This is a genomic window from Mycolicibacterium sp. P4_G11 (assembly GCF_056555145.1).
Map to the genome: position 1 here is coordinate 68,188 of NZ_JBFUJW010000007.1, position 18,854 is coordinate 87,041.

General features: G+C 64.8%; 12 protein-coding genes. 4 read left to right on the forward strand and 8 right to left on the reverse strand.

All coding sequences use genetic code 11. The features are described 5' to 3' along the window. Window positions 1-167: 167 nt before the first annotated feature. Window positions 168-2,891, reverse strand: a complete 2,724-nt coding sequence (locus tag AC1U2B_RS17900) for an LpqN/LpqT family lipoprotein (protein ID WP_480217822.1) — start codon at window positions 2,889-2,891, stop codon at window positions 168-170. Between AC1U2B_RS17900 and AC1U2B_RS17905 the strand changes: the two genes are divergently transcribed. Then, window positions 2,865-3,590, forward strand: a complete 726-nt coding sequence (locus AC1U2B_RS17905) for an eCIS core domain-containing protein (RefSeq protein ID WP_480217823.1) — start codon at window positions 2,865-2,867, stop codon at window positions 3,588-3,590. The two genes, AC1U2B_RS17900 and AC1U2B_RS17905, sit on opposite strands and share 27 nt — an antisense overlap. A 104-nt stretch (window positions 3,591-3,694) precedes the next feature. Beyond that, window positions 3,695-5,692 (forward strand): COG1470 family protein, encoded by a 1,998-nt coding sequence (locus tag AC1U2B_RS17910; protein WP_480217824.1) that lies wholly within the window; start codon window positions 3,695-3,697, stop codon window positions 5,690-5,692. Window positions 5,693-5,710: 18 nt separating this feature from the next. Here the strand turns inward: AC1U2B_RS17910 and AC1U2B_RS17915 are convergent, their stop codons facing one another. From AC1U2B_RS17915 to AC1U2B_RS17945, 7 genes are all read right to left on the reverse strand, one after another. Further along, window positions 5,711-6,409 (reverse strand): hypothetical protein, encoded by a 699-nt coding sequence (locus AC1U2B_RS17915; protein ID WP_480217825.1) that lies wholly within the window; start codon window positions 6,407-6,409, stop codon window positions 5,711-5,713. A gap of 110 nt (window positions 6,410-6,519) precedes the next feature. Continuing rightward, a complete protein-coding gene (locus tag AC1U2B_RS17920) occupies window positions 6,520-10,470 on the reverse strand; it encodes a phage tail protein (protein ID WP_480217826.1) in 3,951 nt (1,316 codons plus the stop codon). After that, the gene (locus tag AC1U2B_RS17925) at window positions 10,467-12,503 is read right to left on the reverse strand and encodes an ATP-binding protein (RefSeq protein ID WP_480217827.1); all 2,037 of its coding nucleotides are present in this window, start codon (window positions 12,501-12,503) and stop codon (window positions 10,467-10,469) included. Before AC1U2B_RS17925 ends, AC1U2B_RS17920 begins: the two co-directional genes overlap by 4 nt. Further along, window positions 12,500-13,252 (reverse strand): Pvc16 family protein, encoded by a 753-nt coding sequence (locus AC1U2B_RS17930; RefSeq protein ID WP_480217828.1) that lies wholly within the window; start codon window positions 13,250-13,252, stop codon window positions 12,500-12,502. The genes AC1U2B_RS17925 and AC1U2B_RS17930 overlap by 4 nt, the downstream gene beginning before the upstream one ends. A gap of 87 nt (window positions 13,253-13,339) precedes the next feature. Then, window positions 13,340-13,963, reverse strand: a complete 624-nt coding sequence (locus tag AC1U2B_RS17935; protein ID WP_480217829.1) for a response regulator transcription factor — start codon at window positions 13,961-13,963, stop codon at window positions 13,340-13,342. 108 nt (window positions 13,964-14,071) lie between these two features. Beyond that, window positions 14,072-14,548, reverse strand: coding sequence for a LuxR C-terminal-related transcriptional regulator (locus tag AC1U2B_RS17940; protein WP_480217830.1), 477 nt, complete (start codon window positions 14,546-14,548; stop codon window positions 14,072-14,074). Window positions 14,549-14,910: 362 nt separating this feature from the next. Continuing rightward, window positions 14,911-15,846: a cutinase family protein gene (locus tag AC1U2B_RS17945; protein ID WP_480217831.1), complete on the reverse strand. Its 936-nt coding sequence runs from the start codon at window positions 15,844-15,846 to the stop codon at window positions 14,911-14,913. A 353-nt stretch (window positions 15,847-16,199) separates the two neighbouring features. Here AC1U2B_RS17945 and AC1U2B_RS17950 point away from each other — a divergent pair, with 353 nt between their 5' ends. Together AC1U2B_RS17950 and AC1U2B_RS17955 are read left to right on the forward strand one after the other, a co-directional pair. After that, on the forward strand, window positions 16,200-17,534 hold the full coding sequence (locus tag AC1U2B_RS17950) for an MFS transporter (RefSeq protein WP_480217832.1): 1,335 nt from the start codon (window positions 16,200-16,202) through the stop codon (window positions 17,532-17,534). Further along, on the forward strand, window positions 17,531-18,844 hold the full coding sequence (locus AC1U2B_RS17955; protein ID WP_480217833.1) for an ABC transporter substrate-binding protein: 1,314 nt from the start codon (window positions 17,531-17,533) through the stop codon (window positions 18,842-18,844). The genes AC1U2B_RS17950 and AC1U2B_RS17955 overlap by 4 nt, the downstream gene beginning before the upstream one ends. Window positions 18,845-18,854 lie beyond the last annotated feature (10 nt).

Below are 18,854 nucleotides of genomic sequence, written 5' to 3' on the forward strand. Positions count from 1 at the left end.
CCGCGGCCGCAACCAAAACCCCGGGGCGCCGAATCCAAGATGAAGTTGTCTTCGCATCCATCTGCTCATCCTTCGATCGCAGTAGCCGAGACACTTAGAAGTGTGACCTGAAGATGCAATGCGGGCATGAGTAGCTGACTACCCAAGATCCCGGACGGTAGCACATTTCACACCGTGATTTTGGTCTTCTGCGCGAACACTTTGGCGGCCGCCAACACCGCCCCGCCGTCGGCGTCCGGGCTGTCCGTACTGATTCGCATCAGATAGGTGCCATCGCTTCCCGGGATCACGACAACGTACTGCGCGACCATCCGCGGCTGGTCCCCCTTGGTGTAGTGACCGACGAATCGAGCCCCGGGGAAGTCGCTGAGCGCGGCCCGCACCGGAGGATCGCCCTTGTAGCCCGGCAGCTGCTGCGCCGCACCTGCTGCCAGCCCGAGAATCTTCTCCGTATCGACGTTGCCCACCAGCTTGTCGACGTTCACCACGAAGCGCGGGGCGTCGTCGGGCTTGGCCGGTGCGTCGAAGACAACCGCAAAGTAGTTGCCGCCCGCGCCTTCTGGCATGCGGGTCCAACCTGGCGGCACAGGAAGTTCGATGTGCGGTGCGCCCGGCGTCGACGGGGCAACGGCCACCGATTGGATACCGTTCGCCTTGAGGTAGTCGTCAATGGTGTTGATCGGACGCGGTGCCTCCGAGGACGCCCCCAGCGACGGCAACGACGACCCGGCGTCCGCTGCATTCGAGTCTGAACTGTTCGACGAATTCGAATCCTGCCCGGAGAAGATCGCAACTGTCACACCGACAACGACGACCGCAGCCGCCACAGCGCCGCCCACGATGACTGGCCGACTGAGCCCGCGAGACGCTGTGGTGCCACGAGATTCACGAGGCTCAGCAGTGCCGCGAGGCCCGGTAGTGGGCACAGGTCCCGTCGTGGGCACAGGCCCCGTAACGAGCCGAGGCGCTTCGACCGGCGGTGGCGGCGGCGGGGCAGCCGGCGGGATGGCCGATACCCGTTCACTTCCCGTCGTTTCATCCAGCTTTTGGGCCGCACCGATCAACGCCGACGTGTCGCGGTAGCCGGGTTCTTCGTCCTCGATTTCCACAAATGTCCGAATTGCGTCCTTCCATTGCGCCCTGTGCAGCAGATCGACTCCACGGGCATAACGATCGGCAAGATGAGCCTGACGCAGCTTCTCCCGTGCGTCGGCGACCATCCCGCCCGGATCCGGATCGCCGGGATCCAGTCGGGCCAGCTCATCCGCTTTGGCCACGACCTCCTGCCATTTACCGGACCGGTGCAGCAAGGTCACGGCATTCACGAGTATCTCTTTGGGCGTGAGCATGGGCTGCGTATCCACAACCTTGGGTGCGGCCGCCTCCACCGAATCAACCGACTCCGCCGAATCAATCGCCGCACCAAGTGCAACGACGGTCTTCGGGTGATCGACCACGTGGACCGGGCGCTGAAACTGATCGAGGAGATTGCCGACCAACGGGATCCGCGACGAGCCGCCGATCCGGTAGATCCCGGCCAACTGATCCGGCGTCAGCCCGGCCCGGGCCAATGTCGCCTCGAGCTCAGCGATGGTCGCCTGAAGGTCACTCCTGATGAGGTTTTCAAACTCGGCCCGCGTGACCAGAACCGGTTCCGCCAGCCCGGGCAGACGGACCGTTCGCTGCGTGTGCCCGGACAGGTCTTCCTTCACCTGACGGACGGTGGCATCAAGAAAACGCCGCCGCATGCCACTGTCGGGATCATCGGGATCCGGATGGGCAAGCGCCTGCCACATGCTCGGGCCGATTTTCTTGTAGTGCATCTGCCCCAGATAATTGAACAGCCGATTGTCGAACTCGAATCCGCCGAGCGGGTCGATCCCTCCGGTGGCCAGGATCTCGAACCCACTCGACGAGCGTGACAACACCGTGGCATCGAACGTGCCCCCGCCGAGGTCGTATACCGCGAAATACTCCTCGTCGTCCCCATCGCCGGAGGGCACCGCTGCCGAATCTGTTGCGGCACCAATTCGCGCCGCACGCTCGTCATCGGATGCTTCCAGACGCGCGTAATACGTCGCCGCGGCAACTGGTTCCGGCACAAAAAGCGGTGCAGGGAGCGAAATCTCGAGCTGAGTACCGGCCAGCATCACCGCTTCGCGCAGAACATCGAGGCGTCTGTCCGTCCAATCAACCGGATGCGTCAATACCAGCTGCTGAGGCGGGACGTGATTGTGCTGGCGCACCGCCTCGCCGATGACCGCCGCATACACCGCGGCGACCAAAGTCGGCGGCCGGAATTCCGCGTCACCCAGCAATACGGTGGCCCGACCGACGTCCCGCTTCGGCGTCGGCTCGTAACGGTCGAGGCTGTATCCCGCTGCGCTGTCAGCCTTGGTACCGACCAGCAGACCGTTGGGGTCCGCGAGTACCGAGGACGGCGTCGTCACCGTCCCGTCAGACAGCACCAGCCCACTGACTCGTCCGTCTGCTTCGCGCACGGCCGCGGCCGTCGCGGTCGTGCCGAAATCGACTGCCAGTGCCCAACCAGAACCGAGGACCGTCCGACCGCTCATCACCGCACCTCGCCATCCCGAGTTACATGCAGCAGCAACCACCACGAACAGGCAACCCGAGACCGATTCGGGAAGCCGACATCCGTTGACCTTAGCAATTTCTGCGACCCGAAAACGGAAACATAGACGCTGATATTTGCCCCCGGCTTCATCGATACCGACGACAAGCCATGACTGCCCGAATGGGCACCGCGATGTGCCCCAACGCGTAGACGCTCGTCTCTTCCGTCCCCCGCCCGCTCCGAGGATGCTGGAGACGGGACGGACACCGGCAAGCGAGGGAAGAACATGCATACCCATGACGGCTTCGACCAAGAATCAAGCCTGCGCCCCAAGGCATCCCGGCTCGAAGATGCCGAATCGGCGGTCGCGCTCAAAGCGGCGATGTCTGGGCGGCTCGACGCCGCGGGTGCCCCCGGGATGATGGGGCTGCAGCGGGCAATCGGCAATGCCGGCACCACCGAGTTGATCGAACAGGAGCGCTCCCCCGTTCACGATGTGATCGGGTCCGGGGGCTCCCCCATGGAACCGGCGCTGCGCGCCGACATGGAAAGCCGGCTGGGCCACGACTTCGGCGACGTCAGAATTCACAGCGACGCGGCGGCACACAACTCGGCCAAATCCGTGAACGCCCAGGCGTACACCGTCGGCTCCGACATCGTCTTCCAACAAGGCAAGTACGAACCCGAATCCCAAGCCGGCCAACACATGCTCGCCCATGAACTGACTCACGTTGTGCAACAACGCAATGGGCCGGTCGACGGGACCGATGCCGGTGGCGGCGTGAAGGTCAGCAGCCCCTCCGACCGATTTGAACGCGAAGCCGTTGCCAACGCTGATCGCGTCATGTCGTCAGCCCAGCCGGCAACACATGACGTCCAGCGGTCGGCCGAAGGCGCGGCGGTGCCGATGGTGCAGCGCGAAGAGGGTGAAGAAGAAGAGGAAGACGGTAAAGCCGCTGCCGCACAGACATATGTCCAGCGACACGAGGACTGTGCCGAACACGATTCCTAGTAGGACAGGCGATAAACAGTGATGGTGGAAGCCCGTCGGAGGACCGCAAAGCCGGGATATAGTCCCGCTCAGCACGGTGACGTTTCTACCCTCGCGGACGGGTGATGACCGAACACGTATGTAATGACTGCGGCACACCGAACGCCGCAGACGCTCGCTTCTGCGTCGGATGCGACGAGTACCTCGGCTGGGACTCGGCAGCCAACCGGCCCGATCCCGACGCGACGGTGGCGGCACCGGCCCAATCGCCAGGGACGCCGGGGCGAGGCGGCGGACGAGCGACGATCACCGAGACCAGCACCGCGAGCCCGGCCCAGGCACCTGAGGTGGAAATCTCCCATGCCGAGGCCGTGCTCGAACCGGAGGCCACGGTCGAGGTGCAGATCCGGAATCCGTCGACCATCGTCGACGCGTATCAACTGAAGCTGATCGGGGCGCCGCCCTGGCTGACGCTGAGCCATCCCGAGATCACCCTGATGCCGGGCACGACGGAACTCATCACCGCCACCTTCGGCACCACCGCCGGAACGCTGATTCCCGCGCAGACCATCAGGGTCGGAGTGCGCGTGTGTTCGCAACGCGATGCGGCGCGGTTCACCGAGCTTCCCGTCAGCCTCACCGTCCCGCAGTCCGGGCCGGCGATCAAGATGACCACCCGGCCGACGGCGGTACGTCTGGTCGACGACACCTCGGGCACTGTCGAAGTCCTGCTCGACAACAGCAGTAACCATCCACGTCATGTGGCGCTGTCCGGGGCAGACCCCGAGGGCAAGGTCAGATTCACCTTCTCGCCCCCGTGGCTGGTCCTCGAACCCGGGGTATCCGCAACGGCGCTCGCCGAATTCACTGTGCCCGAGATCCGGGCCGGGGAAACGCAGGTTCGCCAGCTGACGATCGCGGCGACCGAAGACGGCAACGCCATCGAGGCATCCGTGATCGTCAACCAAGAGCGCACGGTGGCGGCAGCACTGCGCCTGCGAATCGATCCCAGTTCGCCGCACGTACGGGACTCCGAATTCGCCGATGTCGCACTGATTGTCGACAACCGCGGATCGAACATGACACGCACAGTCCGATTCGAGGGACGCGATCCCGAAGGGGCGGTGCGCTTTTCATTCGGGCACCCGCGACTGTCGGTGCCGGCCGACCGGGCGGTGACCACGTCGGTACGGGTCAGCACGCCGCCACCCCCACCGGGCAAGGAATCATCCAAGCCGTTCTCGATCGTGGCCACCTATGGCGACGGCGAAGTCGAAGCAACCGGCACACTCGTCCAGTCGACGTCGGTGACGGCCTACTCCGTGTCACGACTGACGGTGACGCCCGAGACCCTGCGCGCCGACGATCCAAGGGGCGAGCTGCAGTTCTGCATCGAGAACCGGCATCAGACGCAATGGCTGCAGGCCGGCATGTCCGGAACCGATGCGGAAGGCGTGGTGCAGTTCGAATTCTCGCCGCCCGGTTTCGACGTCCCGCCCGGCGGAGTGGCGTGGGGCTCGATCACGGTGACCGCGCCCAACCCCGCCAAGCGTGGCGAGGAAGCGACGCGTCAGTTGGAAGTCACCGCCTCCGACAACCACGAATCCCTCTCGACGAAGGCCACATTCATTCATTCCGGCTGGGACTGGATCCCCATCGCCCAAGTGGCCCTCATTGTGTTCGGCGGCTTGTTCGTGATGTGGGGTGCGGCGGAGCAGTGGGCGTCGGGTGTGCGGTTGTTCAATGCCAGATGGCTTTTCGAATCGAGCTGGTGGTCAAACTCCGACAAGACCGGGCTGCTCGACGGACTCAGTCAGCACGGGGTGATATTCCTGTGGCATCAAACCCCTGACCAGTTCGTGGTTTTTTCCCAACCGCCCGAACGGCTTTCCATCTTCATACTAGCCATCGCATTGATCGTGACGGCCTTTGTCAGCCCCGGGAAATGGGGCATCCGCCTGGCCGCCTTGATTGCGCTGGCGGCTGTCGGGTACTGGCTGCTGCTGCTCATTTCGCTGGCCTGGCAACATGTTTCGGCCGGCCTCCCCAGCTACGGGATGATTCTGATCCTGCTCGGCTCAGCCTTGGCAGCGGCCGGCGGATTGTGGTCCCGCGTGCACTAGTGCGTAGCCCGGGCCGTCTCAGCTGTCGCAGTCGAGGTCGATCGGCCTGTTGAACGGATCGATGGCCGCCGACAGCGCATCGGCATCGCCATGACGCTGTGCCTCTTCGGTGTCGTGGATCCCCTGCAGATGCTCCTGCAGTGCGGCAGTCCCGCATCCGGTGAAGTCGATGGGATGCGTCGTCGTGCCGTTGTAGGTGCGGAACCGCCGGGCATGCTCGTTCTCGTGCGGACGGAGCACGTCGCGCAGGAACGCGCGGACGCGGCGCTGCTGGCATTCGGTCAGCCCGTCCGGAACGTCCGGCATCTTGATGGTCACCTTCGCGTTGTAGGTGACCTTGAATGTGCCGACCGCATGCAGGCACGGATTGTCGTCGGGACAGTCGGTGCAACTCTTCGCACGCTTCATCGACCTCGGCGCCCAGTTCGAGATTCCACCGTCGTACTCGGCCGAGGTGTCACCGTGCAGGGAGACGCTGGGACCACCGCCGTGCACGGTCGGGCTGGAGCGGGGCGGCTCGGTCACGAGCTGCGAAGCGGCGGCATTGCCGATCGAGCGCTGGAGATCGAGCATCATTCGCGCACGCGTGGTGGGGTTGGTCTGCCGAAGCAGCGACGGAAGATCCGGTTGCCAGGTGACAGTCCACGGCTGCCGGGACCGACGTGGCGCGGGGTGCGCAAGGGCCAGCAACGGCGATGACTTCCGTCTTGTGCTCACAGTTCAAGTGGACAGCGGTTCGTCCGGGATGTCCAGCAATCGAGTTTTCGGGATCGCGACGATGCGAACCGGCTTAGCCCACCCTCGGGCACGGATTCAAGTCACAGTCGCTAACCAGGCCGACGTCGCTGGTTGATGTTTTCTACCTTCTCCCGAACCTCGTCGCGATGCTGCAGCTCTTCTGCAACCAGTACCTCGATGTCACCCATCTGGGTCCGCGACGCCGCCTCGATCTGGCCATCCGTCGGCGTCGGTGGCTCGTTACCACGCCGCTGGCCGTTAGATTTCGATTTGCCGCTTTCAATCATTTGATTCTCGGCTCGCACCGCATCTTTCGTCCGTGCCACTGCGTCCTGGCGAATCTCCTCGAGGTACGAGCGGACTTTCGCCTCGGCATCGGTTGCCTCGGATGATGTTTGACCCGTGTTGTCTGCTCGCGCGATGGTGCGGGCAAGCCCCGATGCTTCCAGAATCGCTTTGAACCCATAGCTGCGCGCGTTGTCGGCCGGCGTCTTAATCCTAGCCGCTCCGAAATACAGCATGATCGTCGTCTGCGCATTGTCTTCGCGACTACCTCGCCACGGCAAATAGAGTGACAGCGCCCGCCACAACGACTTTCCGGCCGCGAAGGGAATGATGTGTTCAGACTCCAGCCAATGCAGTCGATGCCCGCTCCGCAGACTGGAGGGTTTCTCGCCGTGGCGCCCAACCACACCGACATTCGCAGCGCTACGCGGCGGCCGAAGCTCGCCGCGAGTCCTTTGGTCGCCCTGGAGGTGATCTCGCGAAGCTGCCGCCAGCCGGACCACGATCTGCTCCGCGCGTTGGTGAAGGGCTTGCCCGCGCGATCGAGCCGAAGGGTCAGTGTCGGCGTTGGCTGCCGCTGCGATGTACTGCGCCATGACGGCTCTGAACTCGTCGTCGAGTCGTTTCACCTCCGACGTCGGGGCGGCTTGGGCGCTGGGCATTTCGGTTGACGCTGTGTAGAGGACTCCAGGGCTGCCCTTCTTCGTGTACACGCTGTGTTTCTCGCCATCCACTTCGAAAGTCTTGCGGAACGTTACGCCCAGCAATTTGTCACGGATTCCGCTTAGCGCCGCAGCACCTGCCTTTGCTTTCCCCTTGACCCATTGCTTCCCGGCCTCGGCTTTCCCCTTCACCCACGCCTTGCCCGCGGCCACCTTGGCCTTGACCTTGCCGCTGATCCCCTTGAGCCCGCGGATGATTGGGCCGGCGAGCTTGAGTCCGGTCTTGATCACGAAGTCGATGGCCTTGGTGACGGGCTTCTGCAATTTCTCGATGATCTCGCGGACCTTCTGACCGATACCGCCGATACCGATCACGCTGGCGAGGAAGCCGATCAGGATCGGCACCAACGAGCCGAGTGCCTCCTCGATCTTCGTCACGACACCGCCGATGTTGCCGCGGACGATGTCGACCGCCGAGTCGATCACGGTGTTGACGAACTTCAGAATCCGCTCGGCGTTGTTGACGAAGAACATGATGATGTCGTAGATCAGCTTGCAGGCCTTGATGAATGCCGCGGCCGGGTTGAGCAATCCGATCAGCCAGGTGATGCCTGCGGTGATGATCTTGGTGATCACGAAGTCCTTGACCTGCTCGAGGATCATCTCCTTGATGTCGCCGAGCTTCTCCATCAGCATCTGCCACAGCGCGCCGACTCCACCGGAGGCGAGGAGCTTGAAGACCTCGACGCCCTTTTCGATCGCGGCCATCGCCGGCTCGCCGATCTGTTTCACCAAGCGGTTGCGGATGTTTCGCCACGTCAGCCCGAAGATCGACGCCAGCAGCTTGATGATGCCCTGCAGGTCGAACTTGTCGGGCAGCTCGACACCGCCTTCCGCCAAGGCACCGAACAGCCAGGTCATGAGTCCCTTGCGCAGGTGCGTCAGGATGTTGTCCTTGAACCTGATGATCCCGCCCTTGATGCCCTCGACCAGGTTGCCCAGGAACCGCACCGGATGCTTGATGATGTCGCCGACCACCTGCGCAACCCGGGAGAGCGTGTCCATCAACATCGCGGCCAGCTTGCGAATCGTGTTGATGACGGCCTTGATTGCGCCGATCGCCTTGTCGACCAGACCCTTGTTCTCAGCCTGCAGCTCTTCGATGCGCTCATCGAGACCCTTGCGGGCTTCGACGTACTTGGCGGCAAGCGTGTCGACGACGGCGTCCTGCTTGGATTTGACGTCGTCTTCCAGCTGTTCGAACTTGTCGTTGATCTCCTTCGACGCCTCGGCGCCCAGCTTCTGCAGGCCGGCCGGCAGACTCTTCACGTACGAAGCGATCTCCGTCTTGCCCGCGGCGATTCGCTTCTTCGCCGCGGTCAGGTCGTTGCCGACTATGTCGGCGACCCGCGAGATGACGATGTCCATCTGCTTGAGGTACAGCTCGCGGCCGGCCTCGTAGAACTCGTTGACCTTGGACGGCATGCCGAGCAATTTGTCTTTGGCCCAACGGAATCCGCCGAGCCAGCCGCCGTAGCGATCCTTCTTGTAGGCGGCCATCTTCGCGGAGACGTACGCCTCGAAGGCCTTCCGCGCGACGGCCTCGCCCTGGTCGAACTCCTTCTCCACCTTCGGATCGATGCCGTCGAGGATCTTCTTCACGTCGGCTTCGGTCGCGGCGAAGATCGATTGAATCTTGGCCGTGACCTCAGCCCGCTTCTGTTCGTCCTTCGACTTCGTCTTGCCCTTGTCCGCCACCAGTTTGGCCAGCGCGGTCGCCTTGGAGCCTTGCATCCCGGCGACGCCCGCCTTGGTCTCGGCGGCCGCTTCCGTGTGGGCTTGCGAGATGGTGTCCTGTTCCTGCTTGCGGTACGCGGCCGGCGCCGTATCGGCCTGCGCCGCAGCCTCTTTCTTGTCGGCGAGCGCCTGGTTGAACTCGGGCTCGTTGGATTCGGCGAGCTGCTTCTCGTCGACGTTGCCGTCGGCCATTTCCTGGTTGGCCTGCTGCTTGCCCGCTTCGAGGTTGAGCTGTTCCGGCGGAGCCGGTTTGGGCACCGCGCCGTCGGCGGGAATCGCCGGTGCGGGACCCTGCTGTTCGGGTCCCATCGGGGTCACCGGTTTGGGTACTGCCTTGGACGCGTCGGGCGCGGCCTCGGTGGCGGTCTTGATGTCGTGCGTCTCACCGTCTTTGTCTTTGGCTACCAGGCCTTTGACGTCGCCCTTGACCTCACCGGCCTTGCCGGACTTGGCGTAGTTGTCGGCTTCCTTCAACGTCTTCGGGGACTTTGCCTCAATGGCCGCCTTGACCGCGGCGATGAATGCCTTCTTGTCGAACGACCCGGCTTGCTGGGCATCCATGGTGTCGACCTTGGCGGCCTTCGCCTGCCCGGCAACATCGTCGGTCGGTGCGAGGGCGGCGTCCTGGGCCTCCTTGGCCTTGGACGCGGCCGGCGGGTGCGCGCGCTTGTCCTTGGCGAACGTCCCGACCTTGTGGGTGACGGCAGTGAACGCCGGATCCTCGTGTGGCGCGGTGGATTGGGGCGCGACCGGTGGCTGCAGCAGCTGATCGGCCGACAGCGGAGTCGCAGCGCCACCCGGCGCACTGGTCGGAGGCGCCACAGCCGGCTGCGGGCCCGCGGCTCCCCCAGCTCCACCCGACCGCTTCGCGGGCTTGGCCGCGGCAGCGCCAAGCCGGCTTTTCGCCGGCACCGGTTTGGGCGGCGGCACCGGCTTCTTGGGCGCAACCACGTTGGGCCCGAATCCGGTGATGTTCACCGCGAGCGCCGACGCGGGCGGCTTCGGCCCCTCCAGATCGACGGGAACCCCGACGGATTTGGCTGCCTTCAAACCCTTTTCGACAATATCTACCGCCGGTTCGTCGTGCCGCATCTCCCGCAGCGCCGCTTCGATTTCCCCTTTGCCAGGGGCCCTGAGTTTCCCCAGCATCAGCGCATTGACCGCGGCATTGCCGGCGGCACGCTGCAGACCCATCAGGGCGGCTGGTGTTTCGGCCTGGCGCGCACGCTCCGTCCGCCGGCGGCCCTCGGCCAACGCATCGTTGACCGGTCGCGCCGAATGCGCCGGCTCGGTCATGATCCGGTTGTCGGCAACAGCCGGCCCTGCTTGCGGTATTCACGATGGATGGCGGCGGTCAGATGCTCCACATCGACGTCGCGGCCCGATCCCGCAGCCATGTATGCGGCAGTGATCGCCGCCGACCGAATATTGCCCCCGGCCAACGGAAATGCGTCGGCGAAGACGTCGAGCTGCAGGTCCGCCGACGCCGGGACCGGGCCATCCAGGCAGCGCTGCCACAGTGCCAATCGGGCCTGCTCGTCCGGCATCGGGAAGTCGACGACCATGTCCAACCGCCGAGTGAACGCATCATCCAGATTGGCCCGCAGGTTGGTCGCCAAAATCGCGACGCCGTCGAACGACTCCATCCGTTGCAGCAGGTAGGCGCTCTCGATGTTGGCGTACCGATCGTGAGCGTCGCGGACCTCACTGCGCTTGCCAAAGATCGCGTCGGCTTCGTCGAACAGCAGCACAGCTGAAACGTTCGAGGCTTCGGTGAATATCCGCTCCAGGTTCTTCTCTGTTTCACCGATGTATTTGTCGACGACGGTCGCGAGGTCCACCGCGTACAGATCCAGGCCCAGATCACCGGCGATCACTTCGGCAGCCATCGTCTTGCCGGTACCCGAATCTCCGGCGAAAAGTGCTGTGACACCACTGCCCCGGCCCCCGCCCGGTCGCATCTGCCAGTCCCGCAACACCTTTTCCCGGTGCCGCGCTCGCACCGTCAACTCTCGGAGTTGATCGAGCGTGCCGTCCGGCAGAACCAGGTCGTGCCATGAAACACCGGGCATCACGCGCCGCGAAAGCCGCTCGAGCCCCGCCGCATTCTGCAGCCGGGCGCCACGGCGCAGCTCCGCGTTGGTCGGTGTGCCGCCATCGAGGCGTGCCGATGCGTGCGCCGAATCGATCGCCGCCGCAACCTCTTTGGGACCGAACGCGAACTGCGAGGCCAGATCATCGACATCGACGGCATCGGCGAGTGGTCCGAGTTGACGCTTCCACAGGTCCGTCCGCTCCGATGTGGTCAACCGGGCGGTCTCGACGACGAGGGGAACATCGTCAGACCATGCGGGATCCCATGCTGACGTCCCGACGAGCACCACCGGCACCGGTAACCGACCCAGCAGCAGCATGACGCGGGCGGAATGCTCCGCCAACGGCTCAACCGGCGAGATCACCAGGCCCGCATCGAGTAAGACCGCCTCCCGCCCCAGCACGGCGACCGACGTCGCGGGATCGCCGACCGCGACCAAACGTCGCGCGTCACACAACAGCACCGGCCGAGCGGCTTTGGACAAACCGTCGGCGGCTATGGCGGCTCCGGAGCACCCTCCGGTCTCGCGCAGATAGCAGAACCGTTGCCCCGCAACGAGAGCCTTTGCCAGTGCGGTCGATTGGTCCGTGACGTTGCGATGCGGTTCGGTCAGCAACCCGGCAAGGGCCGAATCGGGTTTGTCGTCGCCGAGCAGATGGGCGGTGACCCGATCGGGGACCCGCAGACCACGGGTGAGGAACGGCCGGTCCGGTTCCTCGATCAGCACCAACGCGAGATCCACCAGCGGTGCGCCCGGCGACAATCGCGCACGCGCCGCAGCATCCAACGGTGAGAGGTCACCAAGCTCGAGGGCCAATCCGACGGTCGCTCGCCGACGCGTGACGTCGTCATTGAGGTAGCCGTAGAAGCGCTCGAATCGCGCGTCCAGGTCGGGGAGCAACGCGATGACCAACAGATCGACATCGTCAGCTGTCAGGCCCGCCGTGCGGGCCAGTGCCCGTAGCCGCAGGATACTTCCCGCGGCTTCGGCGGCATCTGCGTTGCTCTCCAACATGTTTCGACGCACCGAGTCGAACAGCGGCGGTTCCTGCGGCTCGCCCAACAGGGCATCGACCGTGGCGTCGCTGATGTAGAGGCCACGGAACTGGTCGTCGGGCGAGGGGTCGACACTCCTTCGGTGCGCGACAAGTGTGCGGACCCGTTCTTCGATCACGGCTGCCCGGCCGAGCAGATATCCCCGACTGCCGAGCGCCGGGGTCGCCGGCGGCGTCACTGCGCCGTCCCACCGGACTTCGGACGGCGCTTGCGGATTCGGATCGACGTGTCTGACGATTCGGCCGTCGATTTACCCGCGCCGGCCGCTGCTCGATCGGCGCCGTCGGCCCCGGCGGCCTCGAACGCGATCCCGGTCAGCCCGTGCGGCAGGGTTTCCGGCGGCGCACTCCCGTCGATGCCTTCCAACGTGAGGGTGGGCGCCCACTTGACCGGCGGGCCCGCCAGGAACGATCGACCGGAGTCGATGGGCGCCGTCACCACGACATCCAGTGACGGCTTCAACTCACCGCCCAGCGCCGTCCACACATCGGCGAATGATCGATCCTCAGGGGGCGGCAGCGCGACGGTCATCGGCACCGGTAGGCCGAGCTGTTCGAGTGATCCGCCGAGCACGTCCTCGGGCAGTGCCTCGTAACGCAGGAAACACCGCAGCAGTGCGGCCAGTAGACGATGCTCATCCTCGGGACGCTGCGTCCACGCGGCGACCAGATAGGACAACTTGAAATGCCTTGGGGGCAAATGCCGTGACACGACGATGTTGTCTCGGTACTCGTTGATCATGCCCCGCTGCCGCCGGCGCAGATCCTCGCGAATGTCATACAAATACACATCGATGGTGGGTCCGCTGCGGCGCGCGGCCCAATCCTTGGTCGGCGCGTCGAAGACCACCTCGACATCCCCCTGGTCGACCGCCTCCCGGGTGATCAGCTTCTTCAGCGCCTCATCGACGTCAGAAATCACAACCATCACCGTCGCGCGAAGGAGGGAAAGGCGGAACGAGCAGTCGTCCCGCCATGAGGGCAGGAAACCTTGCCCGAAAGGGCAATTCGGCGTTCAGATCAGCCCAGCCCTGACGGCGTAGGCGACCGCATGCGACCGGTTGCGCAGCTGCAGCCGCGTCGTCACGTCGTGCAGGACGTTCTTCACCGTGCGTTGGCTGTAGCACAGCTCCTGTGCGATCTCGTTGGTGTCATGGCCATCGGCGATCAGGCGCAGGACCGCGGTCTCACGATCCGTCAGCCCCGAGAACGTCAACCCCTGCGGTGACAGGAGCTGACGCTGCAGCCGCCCGACCTGACCCAGTAGCGTCCCGAGCAGGTCAGAAGGCAGCACCCCGTCGCCGTTGGCCACCTGCTGAATGGTCCGCACCAGCACATCCGGTGTCGCATCCGACCGCCGCAACAGGCCACTCACACCGACCTCGGCCGCGCTGACCACGGTGGTGTCATCAACGGCGCTGGTAACCAGAACGGTGTGCTCAATGTCGGCCCGCTGCAAGGCCTGTAGGACACGCAGCGTCTGCGCGTCGAGCGAGTCCGCGACCACGACGGCGACATCTGCTCGACTCAACTCCGCTGCGACGATGTCGATCTCCGGCCTCAGCCGAAGCTGGCTGACCACGCCGGCCTGCAGAATCGGATCGTCGGCGTATACGTAGGTACATACTCGCTGCTGCATCGATCAACCTTCGACTAGAGCGGTCTGCGTCGACACTCACTATCCGCAGTCGGCTCAACGGCGGCTCAACGCTTGTTCAATTCCGCTCAACAAGCGATCAACAAACGGTCAACGTCCAGTTCTCTGATCCGGCCGCAAGATGGCCCGGACGGCACTGCGATTCGTGACACCGAGTTTGGCGAGTATCGATGCGACGTGGTGGCTCACGGTCTTTCGGCTGATCACCAGTACGTCGGCAATCTGCTTGTCCGTGAGGCGGTCGGCGAGCATCTCGGCGATCTGTTGTTCACGGCTGGTCAGGCCGAAGGGTCTGTCTTGAGGCGAGCGGCGCGGCTGGTGGCGACGAACATGGCAAGCGCTCGAGTGAATCGCGTACTCACCATCTCGCACGGATTGGCCCCTGGCTTCCAGCAGCCTTTGACGTGCCGCCACGCGGGTAGGCACATCGAGCTTGGTCAGAATCGCCGACACATGATGGCCGGCGGTCTTGGGGGTAATCAACAACGCGTCGGCGATTTCACGGTCGGTGCACTGCGCGACGAGCAACTCGGCAACCTGCCACTGCCGGCTGCTGAGTCTGAACACCAGCGGTGCGACACCTTCATTCGGCGCTGTCGGGCGCCTCAGCACGGTCACGATAAGCGGTCAATGCTCATGTTCAAGGCTCGGCGTCGGGCCCGGATGGCAACGGTCGTGATTCAGCGCATTCATCCGTACACACGACCTTCCTGCCACACGGCGACGACTTTCGCAGGCACGTACGGCCCGCTCAGGCACAGGGAACGCAAAGCGAGTTCACATTATCCCCCCATGACGAACGGCCCCGCACGATTCGCAAAACCGCGCATTCGGCGAACCACGAGTGGCTCATTCGTCGCACCAGTTTCAGCAGTATCGCCGAATTCGGTAGCCGAAATCGCCAGCCACGTGCCTTTATCGCGGCAGCGTTAGGTCAATGCAGGACCGGGAGACGGCGATGTCGGCGCAGACACCGGCGGAACCGAACTGGGAGGCTGCAATCCGTAGCCCGTCTGCGGGCCGGGCGGTGTGCCGTAGGTCTGCGGAGGTCCGGGCGGCGTGCCGTAGGCCGGCGGCGGCCCCGGCAACGCACCATAACCAGCCTGCGGACCAGGCCCGGGCTGCGGGCCATACGCCGGGAACTGCGAGCCGTAGCCGGGCAGGGTCCGAGCGGTCCCGGCAAGAAGCGCAGATGCAACGAAAGACGCCGCCTGGTCGGTGTACTCGGGAACGTAGCCCTGCGTATGCCCGCTCCAGGAGTTGCCCGCACCCGCGTGACAAATCGGGTCTGCAGGGTTGCACAGATCGATCGCCTTGGCGCTGAGCGGTGTTTTCTGGGTCGGTGGCGCACCGTCGGTACGGTCAGCCTGATTGCCGAAAGTAGCAACCGCCGCAATGTTTTTCACGTACTCCGACGGCAGCGGATCACCCCAGTTGATACCGGAGAAGCCGGCCACAATATTGACCACACTCGCGCCTTGCGAGTAACCACCCAGCACGATCTTGGTGTTGGGGCACTCGGCCACGGTGGACTTGACGCGAGCAATCGCGTCCTTGGCACCCTCGCCACTGTGCCGCTGCGTGATCGTGGCCTTGTAGTTCACCGCGTAGGACCTGATGACCAAGCCGCTGGTCTTGCTACGGAGCGAATCGACGAGAGCATCACCGACGCGGCCCATGCCCACCGGCTCGTCGGTGCCGCGCGCGAAGATGACTTCAGCGTCGGGGCAGTCGTCGGCAGCCGCCACACTCGGGATGACGAGCGGGGCCGCGACGGTGAGCAGAACCGAGGCACCCAGGCCGGCCCAGCGAAGCACAGCAGACGCGCCAGCAACGCCTGAGCTACGTACGTGGCGAAACAGCATCCTTGCATCTTACCCGCACGCAGGAAAGGAAGACAAACCCCTGACCAGCAAATACATGTCGTGCAGCAATCAAGGCACCGACGGCGCATCGCTCCGCAGCGCGTTTCCGGCAAATCCCGAGGGCGGGATTCTGCCCTCAGGCACCGAGGGCGCGCGAGGAGCTGACCGGTATAGTCGGCCGCGTGGGTGCTCGTTCTGACCAGGTTCCCGCACCCATGGTGCGGGTGTACTCGTCGTGCGCCCCGTCTTTTCTCTCCTCGATCTGGAACCGCGCCCGCCTGGCGCCGTTGAACAAATTCGCGCGCTGATTCTCGCTGCCCGAACGTTCACCCTTCCAGTTCTTGTGATGAAAAATGAAGCCATCTCTCTACGCCGTTGCGGCGTCGCTGTACCTCGCTGAGTACACCCTCTATTCGAATTCCTCGGCGACCGTTCTGCTGAACGCGTCGATCTCGGACTACTTCCACCTGCCCTACGGCGTGACCGCCAACGTCGGCGTCGCCTTCCTCGCCGGGTTCTGTGCGACCCTGCTGCCGGCCGGCCTGCTGCTGCACCGCTGCCGGCCCGTCACGACGTTCTACGTCAGTTCGGCAGCGCTCGCCGTACTCGGCATCGCCGCGAGCCTCAGCCCGGCCTTCTGGGTGCTCATCGTCATCCGATTCCTGCAGGGCGCGACATCGGCATTGTTGGCGCCGCAGCTGTTCCGGATCGCGCGGCAACAGTTCTACCCGGATCACCACACGGCATTCCTCGGAACATGGGGGCTCGTGGTGTCGGCGTCGGCGCTGTGTTCGCCGTTGATCACCGCGGTGCTCAACGACGCGTGGGGGTGGCGTGCCTTCCCGTACGAGACGGTCCTGACCACCGCCGCGTCGATCCCGCTGTTGGCGTGGGGCGCACGCGCGCAGGCACCCGAGCCCGACGCTGAGCCCGAGAGGTCGCGCCGAGGTGCGACGTTGATCGTCGGCTTCGGGCTGGTGCAGGTCGTCATCTTCCTCGCGGCCGGGACGACAACCGAGCTGACGACCAAGGTGCTGTTGGGCGCGCTGGCGACGGTGCTGGGCGTCGGGGTGATCGGCGCCTGCCGCTGGTCGGGCGGCGACGGAGCCCGGCGGCCGATTCTGTACCGCAGCTTTCTGATCGTCTTCGTCGCGGGCATCGCGACCAACGTCTTCACGTTGGTGGTGATCTACGTCCTGCAACGGGTGCAGTTGTTCAGCTCCTACCGCGCGGCGCTGGTGCTGCTGCCGATGGCGGTCGTCGCGGGCCTCCTGCCGATCACCAAGTTCGGTCGCCCCGGCGAGGACGCGAAGAACACCCGGTTGGTGAGTTACGGGGCGGCTTGCCTGACACTGGCCGGCTTCGGTGTCGCGGTGGCGGCAGATCACGTCGGCTCGCTGCTGATCTGCGCCACCGTGATGGGCGGCGCCATGGGCCTTCTGTGGAGCTCGCTGGCCACGAACGTGCTCACCAATTCCGGCCGGGTCACGTTCGATTCCGCTGTCTACCACTATCTGCGTGCGTTGGGTGCGGCGATCGGTGTATCGGTCGGCGCGACGGCGATCGGCGGCTTCGATAGCCCGCACCGCTTGTTCGTTTTCTCCGGAGTACTGATTGCCGTCGTCGGCCTCGTCGCGTCCGCCGCGGCGCGACCGGCGGTCTCCACTCAAGCCGGAGTCGCCCAGTGACGCACGACATCAGCTTCGCCTGGCCGCCCGGGCAACTCACCGTCGACCCTCGCCTGGCCTACAACGGCATCTCGAAAACCTATGCGCGACAGGTGTTCGAGAGCCTCGTAGACATCGACCCCGTGACCGCGCAGCTGCGGCCGTGGCTGGCCTCGTCGTGGTCTCGTCCCGATCCACTGACGGTGGAGCTGACGATCCCGGCCGGTCGGCACTTCTCCGATGGTGTGCCGCTCACTGCCGATCTGGTCCGAAACAGCTTCTGCGACATCGTCAATGACCTTTCAGGGGTTACTCCCCTACCATCGGCGATTGCCAGTCTGGCCGGATTGTCCGGTGTGGAGTCGCGCGGCGAGGCGGTCGTGTTCCGGTTCGATCGGCACAACGCCGCGTTCCTGCACAGCCTGGCCGGCGTGAACTTGGCGGTGAGCAAACCGTCAGCGGGTGGGATGCGCTTGGGCACCGGGTCGTGGGTGCCCGCCGGCGCGGGGTGCCTCACCGATGGCAGGCGCCGCCTCTTGTTCACCGCGGGTGACGACGGACTCGCCGATGTGCACGCGGGGCCGGCAGCCGACTTCCGGACCGCACAACTCCACAATCCGGGGATCAGTTATGGACTGTGCCCCAACGTCTCTCGCGGGCCACTGACCGATCGCCGAATCCGGCGCGCGCTATCGCTGCTGATCGATCGCGAGCGACTGCGGCCGATTCTGGATTCGTGCGGCTACACCGTGGCCGGCTCGGTGCTCACGCCGACCGCGCTGCACTACCGCGACTTCTCAGCGCAGCTGGCGCACGATCCGGCAGCGGCCCGGCGACTACTCGATGCGGCCGGAGCCGACGGGTTGCGGTTCGAGGTGGTGTTCAACAGCTCGTTCTCCCCCGTCGACGCCGACCTGCTGTCCGCGGTGGCCGACCAGTGGGCCGGACATGGCATCGAGCTGGTGCTCCACAACGTCGACTTCGGCGAACTCCGGTCGCGGCAGCAGTCCGGAGCCTACGATTTCCGGTTCTTCTATTACACCGCACTAGATCCCGATGCGCTGCGGTATCAGTTCGCGGTCGACCAGCGCAACGCGATGTGTCGCGCGGAACGCGATCGGCTCGACGATCTGTTCGACGGTCAATTGCACTGCTCCGACCCCGCTGGACGCCGAAAGCTGGTGCACGACATACAGCAATTGATCATCCACGACGGACTGTGGCTGCCGATCTGCAATGTGCGCACCGTCGTCAACCACCGACCGGAGGCGGTGCCCCGGCTTGCCCTCGACGCCGAGGGCCTGGCGCGCTTCACTCATCCCGGAACCTGAAAGGCACTCA

Coding starts and splice junctions, on each gene's coding strand:
- AC1U2B_RS17905 (WP_480217823.1), top strand. CDS start 2,865: ATGCATACCCATGACGGCTTCGACCAAGAATCAAGCCTGCGCCCCAAG.
- AC1U2B_RS17910 (WP_480217824.1), top strand. CDS start 3,695: ATGACCGAACACGTATGTAATGACTGCGGCACACCGAACGCCGCAGAC.
- AC1U2B_RS17920 (WP_480217826.1), bottom strand. CDS start 10,470: ATGACCGAGCCGGCGCATTCGGCGCGACCGGTCAACGATGCGTTGGCC.
- AC1U2B_RS17930 (WP_480217828.1), bottom strand. CDS start 13,252: ATGGTTGTGATTTCTGACGTCGATGAGGCGCTGAAGAAGCTGATCACC.
- AC1U2B_RS17935 (WP_480217829.1), bottom strand. CDS start 13,963: ATGCAGCAGCGAGTATGTACCTACGTATACGCCGACGATCCGATTCTG.
- AC1U2B_RS17945 (WP_480217831.1), bottom strand. CDS start 15,846: ATGCTGTTTCGCCACGTACGTAGCTCAGGCGTTGCTGGCGCGTCTGCT.
- AC1U2B_RS17950 (WP_480217832.1), top strand. CDS start 16,200: ATGAAGCCATCTCTCTACGCCGTTGCGGCGTCGCTGTACCTCGCTGAG.